The sequence below is a fragment of the Brachyspira pilosicoli P43/6/78 genome, from assembly GCF_000325665.1.
Classification (GTDB): domain Bacteria; phylum Spirochaetota; class Brachyspiria; order Brachyspirales; family Brachyspiraceae; genus Brachyspira; species Brachyspira pilosicoli.
This window is the reverse complement of the sequence record NC_019908.1, coordinates 2,041,469-2,056,501: the sequence shown is the minus strand read 5'-3', so window position 1 is coordinate 2,056,501 and position 15,033 is coordinate 2,041,469. Positions and strand designations below refer to the sequence as shown.

Annotated in this window: 15 protein-coding genes, 1 tRNA gene and 1 pseudogene; 13 read left to right on the top strand and 4 right to left on the bottom strand. The window is 27.7% G+C overall.

Annotated features, from left to right (window positions below):
* Positions 1-22 precede the first annotated feature (22 nt).
* The 3 genes and pseudogenes from BPP43_RS09175 (at position 23) to BPP43_RS09165 (ending at position 2,301) form a co-directional block, all read left to right on the top strand.
* A complete protein-coding gene (locus tag BPP43_RS09175; protein WP_015274796.1) occupies positions 23-1,024 on the top strand; it encodes a hypothetical protein in 1,002 nt (333 codons plus the stop codon).
* Between the two features lie 137 nt (positions 1,025-1,161).
* Positions 1,162-1,722: an elongation factor P gene (efp, locus tag BPP43_RS09170; protein ID WP_013244001.1), complete on the top strand. Its 561-nt coding sequence runs from the start codon at positions 1,162-1,164 to the stop codon at positions 1,720-1,722.
* Between the two features lie 2 nt (positions 1,723-1,724).
* Positions 1,725-2,301, top strand: a pseudogene (locus tag BPP43_RS09165) (energy-coupling factor transporter transmembrane component T family protein).
* Here the strand turns inward: BPP43_RS09165 and BPP43_RS09160 are convergent.
* Positions 2,295-2,657, bottom strand: coding sequence for a hypothetical protein (locus tag BPP43_RS09160; RefSeq protein WP_013244003.1), 363 nt, complete (start codon positions 2,655-2,657; stop codon positions 2,295-2,297). The pseudogene BPP43_RS09165 and the gene BPP43_RS09160 overlap by 7 nt on opposite strands.
* 184 nt (positions 2,658-2,841) lie before the next feature.
* Here BPP43_RS09160 and BPP43_RS09155 point away from each other — a divergent pair, with 184 nt between their 5' ends.
* Positions 2,842-3,945, top strand: coding sequence for an ATP-binding protein (locus BPP43_RS09155; protein WP_015274794.1), 1,104 nt, complete (start codon positions 2,842-2,844; stop codon positions 3,943-3,945).
* Positions 3,946-4,414: 469 nt separating this feature from the next.
* Positions 4,415-5,566, top strand: coding sequence for an iron-containing alcohol dehydrogenase (locus tag BPP43_RS09150; RefSeq protein ID WP_013244005.1), 1,152 nt, complete (start codon positions 4,415-4,417; stop codon positions 5,564-5,566).
* 2 nt (positions 5,567-5,568) lie between these two features.
* Here BPP43_RS09150 and BPP43_RS09145 read toward each other — a convergent pair whose 3' ends face one another.
* The gene (locus BPP43_RS09145) at positions 5,569-6,462 is read right to left on the bottom strand and encodes a ribonuclease H-like domain-containing protein (RefSeq protein WP_015274793.1); all 894 of its coding nucleotides are present in this window, start codon (positions 6,460-6,462) and stop codon (positions 5,569-5,571) included.
* Positions 6,437-7,846 carry a cysteine--tRNA ligase gene (gene cysS, locus BPP43_RS09140; protein ID WP_015274792.1) on the bottom strand — a complete coding sequence of 470 codons (1,410 nt, stop codon included), beginning with the start codon at positions 7,844-7,846 and terminating at the stop codon, positions 6,437-6,439. The genes BPP43_RS09145 and cysS overlap by 26 nt, the downstream gene beginning before the upstream one ends.
* Before the next feature lie 249 nt (positions 7,847-8,095).
* Here cysS and BPP43_RS09135 point away from each other — a divergent pair.
* Positions 8,096-8,169, top strand: a tRNA-Ile gene (locus BPP43_RS09135).
* 34 nt (positions 8,170-8,203) lie between these two features.
* Here the strand turns inward: BPP43_RS09135 and BPP43_RS09130 are convergent.
* On the bottom strand, positions 8,204-9,409 hold the full coding sequence (locus tag BPP43_RS09130; RefSeq protein ID WP_015274791.1) for a hypothetical protein: 1,206 nt from the start codon (positions 9,407-9,409) through the stop codon (positions 8,204-8,206).
* Between the two features lie 239 nt (positions 9,410-9,648).
* Between BPP43_RS09130 and BPP43_RS09125 the strand changes: the two genes are divergently transcribed.
* From BPP43_RS09125 to pyrF, 7 genes are all read left to right on the top strand, one after another.
* Positions 9,649-10,161, top strand: coding sequence for a hypothetical protein (locus BPP43_RS09125; protein ID WP_015274790.1), 513 nt, complete (start codon positions 9,649-9,651; stop codon positions 10,159-10,161).
* 55 nt (positions 10,162-10,216) lie between these two features.
* A complete protein-coding gene (locus BPP43_RS09120; RefSeq protein WP_015274789.1) occupies positions 10,217-10,678 on the top strand; it encodes a ComF family protein in 462 nt (153 codons plus the stop codon).
* Between the two features lie 88 nt (positions 10,679-10,766).
* The gene (locus BPP43_RS12375) at positions 10,767-11,072 is read left to right on the top strand and encodes a hypothetical protein (RefSeq protein WP_015274788.1); all 306 of its coding nucleotides are present in this window, start codon (positions 10,767-10,769) and stop codon (positions 11,070-11,072) included.
* Between the two features lie 32 nt (positions 11,073-11,104).
* On the top strand, positions 11,105-11,608 hold the full coding sequence (locus BPP43_RS12370; RefSeq protein ID WP_015274787.1) for a DinB family protein: 504 nt from the start codon (positions 11,105-11,107) through the stop codon (positions 11,606-11,608).
* Positions 11,609-11,632: 24 nt separating this feature from the next.
* The gene (locus BPP43_RS09105) at positions 11,633-12,403 is read left to right on the top strand and encodes a dihydroorotate dehydrogenase electron transfer subunit (protein WP_015274786.1); all 771 of its coding nucleotides are present in this window, start codon (positions 11,633-11,635) and stop codon (positions 12,401-12,403) included.
* Positions 12,393-13,307, top strand: a complete 915-nt coding sequence (locus BPP43_RS09100) for a dihydroorotate dehydrogenase (RefSeq protein ID WP_041752834.1) — start codon at positions 12,393-12,395, stop codon at positions 13,305-13,307. Before BPP43_RS09105 ends, BPP43_RS09100 begins: the two co-directional genes overlap by 11 nt.
* Positions 13,304-14,659, top strand: a complete 1,356-nt coding sequence (gene pyrF / locus BPP43_RS09095; protein ID WP_013244014.1) for an orotidine-5'-phosphate decarboxylase — start codon at positions 13,304-13,306, stop codon at positions 14,657-14,659. The genes BPP43_RS09100 and pyrF overlap by 4 nt, the downstream gene beginning before the upstream one ends.
* Positions 14,660-15,033 lie beyond the last annotated feature (374 nt).

The window sequence follows — 15,033 nt, the reverse complement described above, 5'->3', positions numbered from 1 at the left end:
AAAAATCTAGAGAAAATATAAAATGATTAAACATACATTACTGTGCTTTATACTTCTTACTATTATACTAAATGCTCAAAATACAAACTCTTTAGAACAAAAAATGGAAAGCTATTCACAAAAAGTAAAAACTCAGTGGAAATATAACCCTCTAAGAAATCCAGAAACTGATAAATACTTTTCAGGCTACGCAGACATAAATAACTACAACACAAAATTCTGGTTTGGAACAATATTTAATGCAAATAAGCTTTATAATAATAAAAACTTCACTATAGATAAAGTAATAATATTTCATAGCCCAACATTATCAACAGAATTAGCCCCTATAGCTTTTAATATAAATGAAGAAACACATAGAATAAGAATAGGTGTAGCTTATTCTGCAAAGTTTAATTTTGCACACTATCAATACAAATACGACAAACTATACGGCACTAGTTTTTTATTCAGCACCTACATGCAAGTAGAAGCATATTTTGACTACATATTTAAAAATAAGCTTAAAATAAGATTTGCTCCTTTAAAACATGTATGCTACCACATGGGCGGCGATATATTAGGAGATGATTCATTGCATAACAAAATAGATGATGAGTTTATAGATGTAGGTTTTGAACAGATGCATATTGCTGCATATTATAGATGGGGTTGGTTTTCTTTTTATGGGGGTACTTTATTTGCAATTACTGGTTTTAAAAAGTCTAATTTAGTTAATATATTTACCATATATGCAGGAAGTGATTTTAGATTTCCTTTGTGGGGAGAGATGAATTTAATTGCAGGATTTTATGTAGCTGGTGAATATGATGAGTTTAATAGAATAGATAGAAAGGCTGCTGGAGAGGGATATAATGCTATAGAATCTATTTATAAATGGTCGCCTTCTGTATCTGTAGCTTTAGGATTAGAAATTTACAGATTTGCAATTGGAATAAAATATGAATATCTTCGCTCTAGACAGCTTTATGCTTTTAAAAAGATGGAAAGCAAGATTGGTTTAGAGGCTAGTTTATTCTTTTAAAGCTATATTATAATAAATAAACTTATAAATAAAAATTAATTATTGCATTATTAAATTATTTGCTTTTTTTCTGCTAATAAAATATAATGCTTAAACTATCTATCTTAAAAAATATATTATAATCAGAGGTTTTATTTATGGATGTTAATGATTTAAGAAAAGGCGATGCTATTATATTAGACGGCGAAACTTATCTAGTAATAGATGCTCACTTTCATAGAGCTCAGCAGAGAAAAGCCAATGTAAGAACTAAATTAAAAAACATGATTAAAGGCAATATGGTTGAAAAAACTTTTGCTTCTACTGAGACTGTTGAAGAGGCTGATATTGCATACAAAAAAGCTCAATATCTATATAGCGAAGGAAATGAGTATATATTCATGATACTTGATAACTATGAACAAGTGCATGTTAATGAAGATATTTTAGGCGATAACAAATATTATTTATTAGATAACAGCGAAGTTGATTTGCAATATATAAATGAAGAAGTTACTGCTGTAAGATTCCCTATACATGTAATCTTGGAAGTTACTTATACAGAACCTGGTTTTAAAGGAGATACTACTGGAAGTACTTTAAAGCCTGCTAAATTAGAAACTGGTATAGAAGTTAATGTACCATTATTCATAAATATTGGAGATAAAATTAAAGTAGATACTAGAGATGACAGTTATGTTGAACGCGTAAATAAATAATTATGCTTTATATAACTTCTATTATATTAGCTTTATTCTTATTCATAATCATTTTTACTGTAAAAGTAAACATATTAATATATATAGCAGTAGCCTTATTTATAGTTCATATAATACTTACAAAGTCTTTATATAAAACTATAAAAAGGCTATTGCATCTTATACCATATTTTTTGGCCGTATTCATTATTCAAGGATTAAACTCTAGAGGAGAATATTATAATATATTAGGCATATACATAGACAAAGTAGGTGCCAATTTTACAATAATATACTTCATTAGAATATTAAGCTTATTATATTTCTTATCTATATTTTTTATTCTTATAAAGAAAATTAAAATACCAAACGGAATAATTTTTGATGAGATGATAAGAATTAATATATTTATGAATATAGTAAAAAAATCATTTTTTTTAGAGTTTAATAAAATAAAAGATAAAAATAAAACTTTTAAAAGAAAAAATCAATTTAGTAAAAAAACTACTAGAAAATGTTTATAGGGATTCTTTTAAGCTTTACCCATACGATAGATTCATTAATAATTATAGAAAATCTCAAAATATCAAAACTTACTGACTTCCAAATAAAAACTGAGCACAATTACCGCATAAATAATTCTTAAGCAAAACAGCAACAACAATAGTATCTTCTCTGCTCTCTGTCATAAATATACCATTAGGATTTTTATAATATTTATATTTTAACATTTTGTTTCTGCCATCTTTCAATTCTATATTAATGGAAATATAATTCTCTTTAAAATTATTATTTACCATGTTTTTATATCTAGGTTTTATTTTTATATGCAAACTAGATATAGAGTGAACATTAATAGTGATGGTATTATCAATGATGTTAAAATATGCTTCAAATATATGATATTCATTTGTATCGCCTTCAATACATTTTGGAGGCACTATTGCATATATCATACCAAACTCCTTCTTATATTGTTTTAGTAGTTATTATTTTATATTTTTATAAAATTATGAAAACAATATATAGTTCATGTTTTATATAAATTCATATTAAAACCCACAAAAGTTTGAAAACAAATTATTTATAATATATACTAAAATGATAATTAAAATAACAATTAATACAAAAGAGAATAAAATGCCAAATAATAATAATAATCAACATCAAAAGCCATTAATGGAAGAACTTTACAAAGAAGAATTGGAAATATTAAAAAGCAGAGATAAAAATCTAAAGCCAAAAAATTGGAAATTATCGCCTCAAGCAGTGAGAGATTTTATACTCGGCAAAAAGTTTGAAGACGGCACTATTATAAAAAAGAAGTTTTACGGAGATGATGCTTTAGTTGAAAGAGCAATAATTACATTAGCAGGCAACAGAGGATTGATGCTTGTAGGAGAGCCAGGAACAGCAAAAACAATGCTTAGCGAATTATTATCTGCAGCTATTAGCGGAAACAGCACAATCACAATACAAGGAACTGCAGGAACTAACGAAGATAATATAAAATATTCTTGGAACTATGCTTTGCTATTTGCTAAAGGTCCTGTTGATGAGGCATTAATACCTTCTCCTATTTATACAGGCATGAGTAATGGCTTTATAACAAGATTTGAAGAGATTACAAGATGCCCTATTGAAATACAAGACTCTTTAATAAGTATATTAAGCGATAAGATAATGAATATACCAGAGCAAAACAGAGTATTATTTGCAAATGCCGGATTTAATATAATAGCTACAGCAAATACAAGAGATAAAGGCATTAATGAAATGAGCAGTGCTTTAAAGAGAAGATTTAATTTTGAAACTGTTGAACCTATAAAGGATATAAAACTAGAATCTGAAATAATAACTAATCAATGCGAAAGTTTATTTGAACTTGCTAATATTGATATGAATATAGATTATGATGTAGTTAATGTACTTGCCACTACTTTTAATGAACTTAGAAACGGAATAAGCGAAGATAATGCTAAACTTCAGGAGCTTAATTCTATAATGAGTACAGCTGAGGCGGTTTCAGTTTATTATCAGTCAGCACTTCATTCATACTATTATGCTGATGGAAATATTAATATGTCTACAGTAGTTGAAAACCTTATTGGAAGCGTTGTAAAAGAAAATAAAGACGATGTATCAAAACTACAACACTATTTTAATAATGCTGTAAAAATAAAAGCACAAAAATTAGGCCGCAGATGGCAGGAATATTATGAGAGCAGAAATATTATTAGATAGTTAAATTTAGATATACCTAAACAACTATATTTTATCATGTAAATTTTTCTTTTATTCAACTTTTTCCCGCGTACGAGCTGTACCACCTTGCCGCACGGTAATGCTATGCTTTAATTATAACTTCTTAGTCGTGCGGGGGAGTGCTTTTTAATGTACAATTAAATTATAAAATTTATAATAAAAATGCAGTTCTTCGCGAAGCGTATCCGAAGGATATAAGATTCTTTTATACCAATACCGAAAGGTACCTTGCCTCAGGCACGCAGAGCGTCGGTAAAAGAACTGGGGTGCTACCCTACGGGCACGCTTCGCATGGGGAAAAGCCATGAAAACAAAAAACTTAAAAATATTTTCTACAAACTATTAAATATCTACTATATACACAAAAAATAATATTTCACTTAAAAAATAAACATACTTTTTCCGAGAATTAATATAGTAAAATTAATTTTTATTATGATGAGTAAATATGGCTATAATAGAGTTTAAATTACCAACTAGGATAAAATTCGGAATTGATTCTATAGAATGTCTTCATGACACAATTAAACAATACGGCGGAAGAGTTGTTGTTGTAACAGATGGAAACTCTTTCAATCAAATAGGCGTAATAGATAGAATAGTAAGCAAATTAGAAGATAATCTAATGAATGTTATGGTTTATTCTAAAGTAAGCTCAAGTTCTAATAGTGATGCTTCAGATGTTATAGCCAACTTAGTAAGATATAGTAAAGCAGAATGTATAGTTGCTATAGGAGGATTTAAAGTTCAAAATATAGCTAAAGGTGCTTCTGTTGTAGTTACTAACAGCGGTGAAGCTTCAGATTATGTTGGTGGTCAAACTGTATATCATAAGCCATTCCCATTAATAAGCGTGCCTACTATACTTGGTTCTTTATCAGAAATTACTACTGGAATGTATTTGGTAGATAAATATGATGGAATATGCAAAGAATCTACTGATAAAAACATATATGCAAGTGATTGTATAATAGACCCTGCATTATATACAACAGTGCCTGTAAAATATTCTATAAGCAGTGCTTTGAGTGTATTTGCTATGGCTTTTGATTTGTATATGAGCACTACTTTAAATGAAATTAATGCTCCTATTATTAAAAATGCTATGAGATTAAGCATTAAAGGTTTAGGAAAACTTATATTAGACAGCTCAAATGTAGACAATATATCAAATATAGCTATGGCTAATATGATGTGTGCTATGGCTAGTTCTAATGCTAGTCTTGGAGCTTCAAGGGCTTTATCTATTGCTATTAATAATATGTATAATGTTAATAAATCTATCATTTCATCAATGCTTCTTCCTCATATTATGGAATATTATATACCTGTTGTACCTGATAAATATACAATACTTGCAGATTTCATTAACGGAGTTGACCCTGAAATGACTCCTTTTGAAATAGCAAGCCAAAGCGGTGAATATATCAAAAAGCTTCTTCATGACCTCAACTTACCTAGAAGACTTAATGAAATAAATATGGATAGAAGCAAATTTAACAATGTTGCAGATATAGCTTTAACTTACAGCGGTATGGATAAACTGCCTAAAGTTATGACGCATGATGCTATCACTACAATATTAGACCAAGCTTATTAATTTTAATCATCATTTTTAGGTGAATATTTATGAGGGTGTTTGTGAAGATAGTCTATTAATTTTTTATTAGGCTTATATTTACTCACAGAAGGAAGCTCTTTATAGTCTAAAAGAGAAGTTTTATATTTTTCAGCATATTTATTGTAGGCAAGACATAATAAATATTCCAAATCAATAGTATCAAGCAAATTATAATGTATGAGAGAATCTATTGCTGTTTCATCTTTAGTGTCTAAATAATAATTCCAAAGCAAAACGGCGGTGTATCCATTCACACCAAGCATATCGTCTCCCCTATCAATACCGACATCTTTTTCTATTTTTTTTAATCCGCCGGTATAACCCAAGTCCTTTAATACAAAACGCAAATCTATCTGAGCACATTTTATTTTTGTATTAAAATATCTCTCCAAAAATGGTATATCAAAACAAGAACCATTAAAAGTAACAACAATAGAATAATTTTTTATATAATCTAGAAAATCTCTCTCATTTTTTCCATGAATAAATACCTGCATATCCTTGCCGTCATAACAGCCTATCACTGTAACATAAGATTTTGCAGGCTTCATACCTGTAGTTTCTATATCCAAAAATACAGTTTTATCCATAAACATAGGATAAAGTCTATATAATATTTGATTAGGAAACTTCTTTAAAAAATAATCATAATTTTTTGAGTTCAAATTATATATAGATTTTGGAAGTTCATCTTTTAAGGCTTCTCTTATAGAATTAGGCATTGCATAATAATTAATATTTTTTAATGCACTTTGCCAATCTGTTAAACCTTCTTCCCAAAGCAGGGCTTCTTTTTTAGGACCAATACCGCTTATATGCTGATAAGTATTAGTAATTAAATCTATTATATTATTTTCTTTTCCATCTAACGCCATTTGGTGTATCCATTATCTCTATTCCCATACTGTTAAGTTCATCTCTTATCTCATCTGCTCTTTTATAATTTTTCTCTTTTTTAGCTAGAGTACGTTCTTCTATGAGTTTATTAATTTTTTCTTCTTCTGAACTTTCTATTTCTTTCTCTCCATTCATATTAAAACAGTTTATTATATTATTTACTCTCTCTATAAACTTTATTATAGCATCTCTTGAACTAACATTAATAGAATCAAAAGAAATATTTATACTCTTTATAAAACTAAAAAATACTCCCAAAGCCTCAGAAACATTTAAATCATCATAAATAGATTCAAAGAAGTTTTTATTAGCCTCTTCAAGTTCCTTCATTACAGCACTATCATCAGCATCAGTTTTATTAACATCTTTAAGTCTAAATATAAGGTCATTAACTCTGTCTATTGCACTTTGAGATTGATTAATACCTTCTATAGTAAAGTTTAATTGCTTTCTATAATGAGAGTTCATAAGCGAATATCTTATAGCCTCAGCAGATAAGCCTTTATTAAGCAAATCTCTAAGAGTATAGAAATTTCCTTTAGACTTTGACATCTTCTCACCATCAACAATTAAATGCTCACAGTGAAGCCAATAGTTAACAAACTTCTCATTAAAAGCAGCTTCATTTTGTGCTATTTCGTTTTCATGATGAGGAAATTTATTATCAACTCCTCCAGTATGTATATCAAAATGCTTGCCCAAATATTTGCAGCTCATAGCAGAACATTCTATATGCCAGCCAGGTCTTCCCTTTCCAAAAGGAGAATCCCAATAAACATCTCCGTCTTCTTCTGTATATGCCTTCCAAAGTACAAAGTCGCTTGCATTTTCTTTATCATATTCATCGCTTGAAACTCTTCCAGAAGCTCCCTCTTTTAATTCCTGCTTATCAAGGTTAGCTAATTCGCCATACTCTGGAAATGTGCTTATCTTAAAATATATAGAACCGTCTGCCTCATAAGTATGACCGTTTTTTTCTAGAAGTTTTATTATATCTATCATCTCTTTTATATGTTCTGTAGCAGAAGGATTTACTGTTGCGGGCTTTATTCTTAAAGTTTTTATATCTTCAAAAAAAGCCTCTTTATATTTTTTTGTATATTCACTTAATGATATATGGTTTTCTTTTGAGTTTCTTATAGTTTTATCATCAACATCTGTTAAGTTCATTACTAGTTTTACATTGTATCCGTAATCTTCTAAAACTCTTCTCACCAAATCACTAAATATATAAGCTCTAAAATTACCAATATGAGCATAATTATAAACAGTAGGTCCGCAAGAATACATTCCAACCTCTTTTTCATTCATCGGCTTAAACTCTTCTTTTTGCCTAGTTAATGAATTATAAAACTTAATCATAAAACTATTTCCTTAATAATAACTCTATTCAATAAAAATATTTCTACCATTTTACTTAAAAGGCTTTATTTGTCAAGGTTTTTAAGGGCTCTTTTTGCAAACTAAAATTACATATTATCAATTAAAATAACACAATTAATACAATTATAAATGATATTATTAAATTAAACAAAAAAAATACTGCTTTTACTCTTGACTTTTTTAATAGTCTGCTATAGAATAGCAAAATCAAAACAAACAAAAATATAGGGGCCAGTAGCTCAGTCGGTTAGAGCAGATGACTCATAATCATCGGGTCCGGGGTTCAAGTCCCTGCTGGCCCACTTATTTCCCCTTAAAAATCTTAATTAATCAATCTCACATGCTAGCAAAGAAAAACGGTAAGATAAAACATATAATCAAAAACCATACTAAATAAATATAAACAAATATCATATGCTTAGTATTGTCTATACATATATCCTTCATTACAATACACTCTTCAAATGATGTCTTAAATGTTTTTACAACGTTAATCGCAATATAAATAAGATGTGCTAAAAACAATATACAATTTATTAAAAGTATAAGTTTACTCATAGAAAAGCCATAATTTATAATTCTATATATTACACTGCTAAACACAATCAAATCTAATAATGATATAGAAATCACAACCAAACAATATATTATTTTAGTTAATATAGTAGCCTTTTTATCTAATCTTGTAAACAACATGTTTATCATCATAAGAGAAAGTGCTATATTATAAACTACAAAACTACTTGTATTGCCATAAGGTCTAAACTCGGCAGATAATAATGCGATAAAAAGTATAAATATAACTATCAAGCTAAATATCATAATCATTCTTGATAAATATATTGATATAATAGACTTAGTTTTTTTGTATAAGAAATAAGATACAAATAAAGCTAGACTGTACAAAAATATTATTAAAGAAATAGCAATTTTTGCAAGTATAAATCCTGCCTCATCATAAGAATAAAGCAGCGAAGCTAAAGAAGCACCCACTATAAAAACTGAAAAATATGCTATTGAAACTAAAACACTGCTTGCCGTATTAACAATAAAAAGCCAAGAGAAAGTCTCTCCAACCACAGTAAAAAACTCAGAAATATTTTTTGTATCTTTTAAATCAAAATTGATATAAGAAATAATCATTATAATAAAAAATATACAAGGCACAAATACTAAATTGTTTATAATAACATAAAAATCTTCAGAATCATATGGAGGCATTGTGACATAATTAAACATAAAATGAAAAGAAAATAAAAGTAAACTTACAAGCAAAAAAGACAAAAAAGTCATCACTATTACTTTAATTTTTAATACATCTGTATGAAAGAATATAGTAAAGCAAAATAAATAAAAAAATGAAAATGGATAACTTTTTACAACAAATAAAATCAATGTATTTGCTTCTATTATATCAATACTAAAAAGATATATATATAACGGCACATTTGAAAATAGTATTGCAAATATACTAAGTAATATTTTTAAGTTTTTATTTAGTGTGATATCAGTATTTATTATATTTAAAATTTTTTTATACATTGTTTCCATAGACAAATATATTATATTATAAACAAAAAAATTCAATTGATAGTATATGTATTTGTTATATAAGTTTTTTATTCAACTTTTTCCTGTCGTTATACGGTGTGAACTTCGTCAAAGTTTTCGTCCTTCGGGCACACTTCGCGAAAAGTGAATATATTTCACCATATTTAAAAAAACTCTATATTATGATATATTATTTATAGCTTAAAATAAATAATACAAGGAATAACACTATGATTAGTAGTTTGGCTATAAAAAAAATAAAATTAGAAAGTTTAATTCTTATATCTTTAATAGCAGTGAGTATAATATCTCCTATTGCTATACACTTTGTAGGACTTAAAGGCACAGAGTTTCTTCCAATATTCTTTGCTTTATCTATAGGCACTTTTATTCTAAGCCCAATTTATTTAATAGCTCTTTCAATATTATCCCCGCTTGTAAACTATTTAATATTTCAAATGCCTAATGTTCCTATTTTATATTTTTTAATGTTTGAGGGAATAGTTTATTCTTTGTTAATATCAGCTATTAAACATTTTTTTAAAAACACTAATTATGTTATTATTTTATCTATCCTTTCTTTTATAGCAGCAAGGTTTTCATCTATTTTATTATTAAATATATTTAATTATGATATGTGGTTTAATTCTTTAATTAATGGATATAAAGGAATAATTATAAACTCTATCTATATAGCTTTAACATATATTATAATAAACAAAAAAGGCAGCAAACATTTTTAAACCATATAAAACTTTTTATTTAGATAATAATATAAGAGTATCTGCTCTTGGTGATTTGGATTTAGAGCTTGGAGATGAACTTAGAGCTTTTAAAAAAGGCAGTATAAATAATACTCCTTTAATATTTGAAAGTTTTTTTAATTGCTATAAATATTTAAATACTAATTTTGATTTGCTTTTATATGTACCTTCAAATAAAAATAATAATGTTATGAACTTTTTTGCTAATACAATATCAAAAACACTCAATATAAAAAAATCTGATGATATTCTATTAAATAAAAATATAAAAGAGCAAAAAGTATTAGAAACATTAAAAGAAAGAGAAGACAACATAAAAAATGCATTCACTATAAAAAATATAGAAAACATTAAAAATAAAAAACTTCTTATTATAGACGATGTTTATGCATCGGGGGCTACATTAAAAGAGCTTATAAAATTATTAAAAGAAAACAATATTACAAACATAGAAGTAATAGTATTTTGCTATAGAAATTATAATTTTGAGCAATAAATAATTAATAATTATTTGACAAAAATAAATTTCTCTATTACTATTAATCAATTGCTGTTTTTATTATATCAGCAAAAAGGAATCATTTATGATAGACCATAAAATCAATTTATTAGAAAAAAAAATAAACTCAGAATTAAATAGATTAAATAAAAAGTCAGAAGAAATTGATATATTAAAATCAAGTATTATAAGCAATCTAAATAAAAATTTAAAAGAATTGAAAAGTAAAAAATTAAAGAAGCTAAGAGAAGAGAAAAAATTAATATATGATAATTTATTAGAATTAAGAAATGATTTTTCAGAAATAAAAAAAGAGTACAAAAAAACTAAAAAAAATAAATCAAAAAAAAATCTGATAAAGAAAAATCTGAAATCTCAGAAAATATCATAAAAACAATCACATCACAAAGAGTTCTTACTCTTATGGCAGAATATAATAGAAAAGCCAATAGAATGCTTATAAGTATTTTTAGAGATATACAAAAAATTAATGAATCAGATTTATATAAAGAGACAGGAAGTTATTTTAACTCATTAATAAATAGCTTCACTCATATTATAAAAACAGATATTTATTTCTTTTCTATTTTAAGAAAATACTCAAGCAAGAAAATAATAGCGAATGAAGAGATATTAACATACCTTAATGATAATTTTTTGTTTAATAAGCCGATAGATGCTAATTTGGATACTTTATTTGATACAAGAAAAAAATTAGATGACATTATAATAGATGTGATAAACAGCATAGATGATTATAATGTAATAATAAAAATAGATTTTGCTGATGATACAATAAAAAAGCCAATCTATCATATAATAATGCATGAATTAAATCATAACACTCATCATAGAGGAGAAATATCTGCTATGCTTGATATGATGGGATATGTAAATGATTATTCTAATTTAATTACTATAATTTAATTTTATTACTGGTTGTATAGGATTATGTTTTTAGAAGATTGTGAGATAGTAGAAAACAAAAAAATAGCAGAGGATAAATATATTCTCAAAGTAAAATCAAAAGAAGCTTTTAGGCATATTAAGGCAGGACAATTTTTTATGCTAAAAAGCAGCACATATTTAAGAAGACCTATAAGTGTTCATTATGTTTCTAATGATATGGTAGAGTTTTATTATCAGGTAAAAGGCGAAGGCACAAAATATTTATCTAGTCTAAAAGAAAAAGTTAATATACAAGGACCTTTAGGAAACGGTTTTGACACTAATATTAATAATAAAAAAGTGCTTATAGCAGCAGGCGGAATGGGTATTGCCCCTATAAAGCTTTTAATAGAAAAACTAATAAACAATAATGATATCACTCTTGTAATGGGAGGAGCAAATAAAGACGCCCTCAACATAATGGAGAGATTTGATACTAATAATATTAAATTACATATAGTTACAGATGATGGCTCTATTGGTGATAAATGTAATGCTGTAGAGAAAACAAACGAAATAATAAAAAAAGAAAAGTTTGATATAATATACACTTGCGGTCCTACCATTATGATGAATGGAATAATAAAAATAGCATTATCAAACAACATATTATGCTATGCTTCTCTTGAGAGGAGAATGGCTTGCGGAGTTAATGCTTGTTTGGGGTGCAATGTGGAAGTTAGTTATGACAATAAAACAGTAGTATTAAAAAAGGCTTGCTCTGACGGACCTGTATTTGATGCTAAATATTTATGGATTAAAAATGAAAAGTAAACTAAATATTAATTTTTTAGGTAAAGAATTAAAAAACCCAGTGATAACTTCATCTGGCTGTTTTGGTTTTGGAGAAGAGTATAATAATTATTTTGATGTTAATGAACTTGGTGCTGTAAACTTAAAAGGCATAACATTAAATAAGAGAGATGGAAATAGCGGAGTTCGCATCGCAGAAACACCAAGCGGAATGATTAATTGTATAGGCTTAGAAAATCCTGGTATAGAATATTTTAGAGATGAGATTATAAAAAATATAAAATACTCAACACCTATTATTTTAAATATTAATGGAAGCACATTAGAAGAATATGTTAAAGTGGCAGAGATTGCTAATGAGATAGATAGAGTTGATTTTATAGAACTTAATATATCTTGCCCTAATGTAAAAAACGGAGGTATGGCTTTTGGTGCTAGCTGTGAAAGTGCTGAAAAGACTACAAAAGAGGTAAAAAAAGTATTAACAAAAAAGCCTTTAATAGTAAAATTATCTCCAAATGTTACTGATATTGTAAGCATTGCTAAATCTGTAGAATATGCAGGTGCTGACAGTGTTTCTTTGGTTAATACTTTTTTAGCCATGAAGATAGACATAAAAACAAAAAAACCATTATTGGGCAACACTTTCGGCGGGCTTTCTGGAGCAGCTATAATGCCTATTGCTTTGAGAATGGTTTATCAAGTTTATAAGGCTGTTAAAATACCTATAGTTGGAATGGGAGGCATTCAAAAATATGAAGATGCTTTAGAGTTTATAATGGCTGGTGCTTCAGTTGTTTCTATAGGCTCTGGTATATTTTCTAACCCAATACTACCTATAGAAATAATAAAACAAATAAATAATTATCTTGAAGAAAATAATATAAACAATATAAAAGATTTAATAGGAGTAGCACATTTATGATAATAGCAGATAATAATCCAAAAGATAGGCTTATAGTAGCATTAGATTTTAATTCTATGTCTGAGGCTGTAGCGTTAATAGATGAACTTGGCGATGAAGCTGTGTTTTATAAAGTTGGTCTTGAGTTATTTTTGTATACTAAAGGCGAGATAATAGAATATTTAGCTAACAAAAATAAAAAAGTATTTCTAGACTTAAAATTTCACGACATACCAAATACAACAGCTATGGCTTCACTTTTTGCTGCTAAACAGAATGTATTTATGTTTAATGTGCATACAAGCGGCGGAAAGAAGATGATGGAAAAGACTGTTGAAGAGATAAAAAAATTAAACAAAGAAAACTTAATAATAGGTGTAACAGTTTTAACTAGTCTTTCAGAAAATGATATTAAAAACATGTTTACTTCAAGCATAGCATTAAAAGACTTGGCTGTTAATTGGGCAAAACTTGGAAAAGAGGCAGGACTTGATGGAGTTGTATGTTCACCTAAAGAGGCTGCTATTATAAAAAAAGAATGCGGTGAGAGATTTAGAACAGTATGTCCAGGAGTTCGTCCTAAGTGGGCTAGTGTTGATGACCAAGAGAGGATTATGACTCCAAAAGAGGCTATAGAAAATGGATGCGATTATCTTGTAGTTGGACGCCCTATAACAAGAAGCGAAGACAGAGTTAAAGCTTGCAGAATGATTGTTGAAGAGATTGCAGAGGGTATGGAACACAATAAAAAAAGCAAGGCTCAAAAAATAGCTATGGCTTTGCTTTCATCTCAAGCTGTTAAACTTAATGTTAAAGAGCCTTTTACTTTTGTATCTGGAATAAAAAGTCCTATATATTGCGACAACAGATATGTAATAGGTTTCCCTGAATATAGAAAAGTAATAGTTGAATCTTTCGTAAATATATTAAAATTAAAAGATTTTGATATAGTAGCTGGTACTGCAACAGCTGGTATACCTTGGGCTTCTTTTATAGCATATGAACTTGATAAGCCTATGTGTTATATTAGAGCTGAGAAAAAGGAGCATGGCAGAGGAAGGCAGATTGAAGGAGCTGATTGTAACGGCAAAAGATTAATACTTATAGAAGATTTAATTTCAACAGGCGGTAGTTCTATAAAAGCATTTGAGGCAGCTAAAGCAGAAGGAGCTATTGGTCTTGAGATTATTTCAATATTTTCTTATGAGTTTGAAAAGGCTAAGAAGAACTTTGAAGAAGCAAATATAAAATTCTCTTCTCTTTCTAATTTCTCATCATTAATGGAAATAGCAAAAGATGAGAAATATATAAGCGAAGATGAATTGAAGAAAGCTTTAGAGTGGAACAAAGATCCAGAAAATTGGAATGTTTGATAATAATTTTATAAAATACACCGCACGGTAAACAAGGCAAAAGTATAAATTTTATTAACAATTGCAATGAATAAAAAACTAGCATTAGTTAACCGTGCGTAGAGTTAAGTTTTAAATTTAAAAAATCTTGGGCGGGCGTTAACATTTCTAAACAGGCAGTAAAAATAATTTAAATTAGAATTTTAAAATAAGCTATAAAAATAAAGGGCGGGGTATGTAATAAAAGTTTTAAAACTTAATTACACTCCCCACCCTATAGGCTTTTTGTAATTATTTGATATCTTTGTATTATATTTCTTTTTTGCTTACTAGAGTTATTTTTGTGCCCCACCCTAGATTTTTTTAAATTTGTTGCTAGTTTACCGCACGATAAG

Coding starts and splice junctions, on each gene's coding strand:
- BPP43_RS09145 (WP_015274793.1), bottom strand. CDS start 6,462: ATGGCGTTAGATGGAAAAGAAAATAATATAATAGATTTAATTACTAAT.
- pyrF (WP_013244014.1), top strand. CDS start 13,304: ATGATAATAGCAGATAATAATCCAAAAGATAGGCTTATAGTAGCATTA.
- cysS (WP_015274792.1), bottom strand. CDS start 7,846: ATGATTAAGTTTTATAATTCATTAACTAGGCAAAAAGAAGAGTTTAAG.
- BPP43_RS09100 (WP_041752834.1), top strand. CDS start 12,393: ATGAAAAGTAAACTAAATATTAATTTTTTAGGTAAAGAATTAAAAAAC.
- BPP43_RS09130 (WP_015274791.1), bottom strand. CDS start 9,409: ATGTATAAAAAAATTTTAAATATAATAAATACTGATATCACACTAAAT.
- BPP43_RS09105 (WP_015274786.1), top strand. CDS start 11,633: ATGTTTTTAGAAGATTGTGAGATAGTAGAAAACAAAAAAATAGCAGAG.
- BPP43_RS12370 (WP_015274787.1), top strand. CDS start 11,105: ATGGCAGAATATAATAGAAAAGCCAATAGAATGCTTATAAGTATTTTT.
- BPP43_RS09175 (WP_015274796.1), top strand. CDS start 23: ATGATTAAACATACATTACTGTGCTTTATACTTCTTACTATTATACTA.
- BPP43_RS12375 (WP_015274788.1), top strand. CDS start 10,767: ATGATAGACCATAAAATCAATTTATTAGAAAAAAAAATAAACTCAGAA.
- BPP43_RS09125 (WP_015274790.1), top strand. CDS start 9,649: ATGATTAGTAGTTTGGCTATAAAAAAAATAAAATTAGAAAGTTTAATT.
- BPP43_RS09160 (WP_013244003.1), bottom strand. CDS start 2,657: ATGATATATGCAATAGTGCCTCCAAAATGTATTGAAGGCGATACAAAT.
- BPP43_RS09155 (WP_015274794.1), top strand. CDS start 2,842: ATGCCAAATAATAATAATAATCAACATCAAAAGCCATTAATGGAAGAA.
- efp (WP_013244001.1), top strand. CDS start 1,162: ATGGATGTTAATGATTTAAGAAAAGGCGATGCTATTATATTAGACGGC.
- BPP43_RS09150 (WP_013244005.1), top strand. CDS start 4,415: ATGGCTATAATAGAGTTTAAATTACCAACTAGGATAAAATTCGGAATT.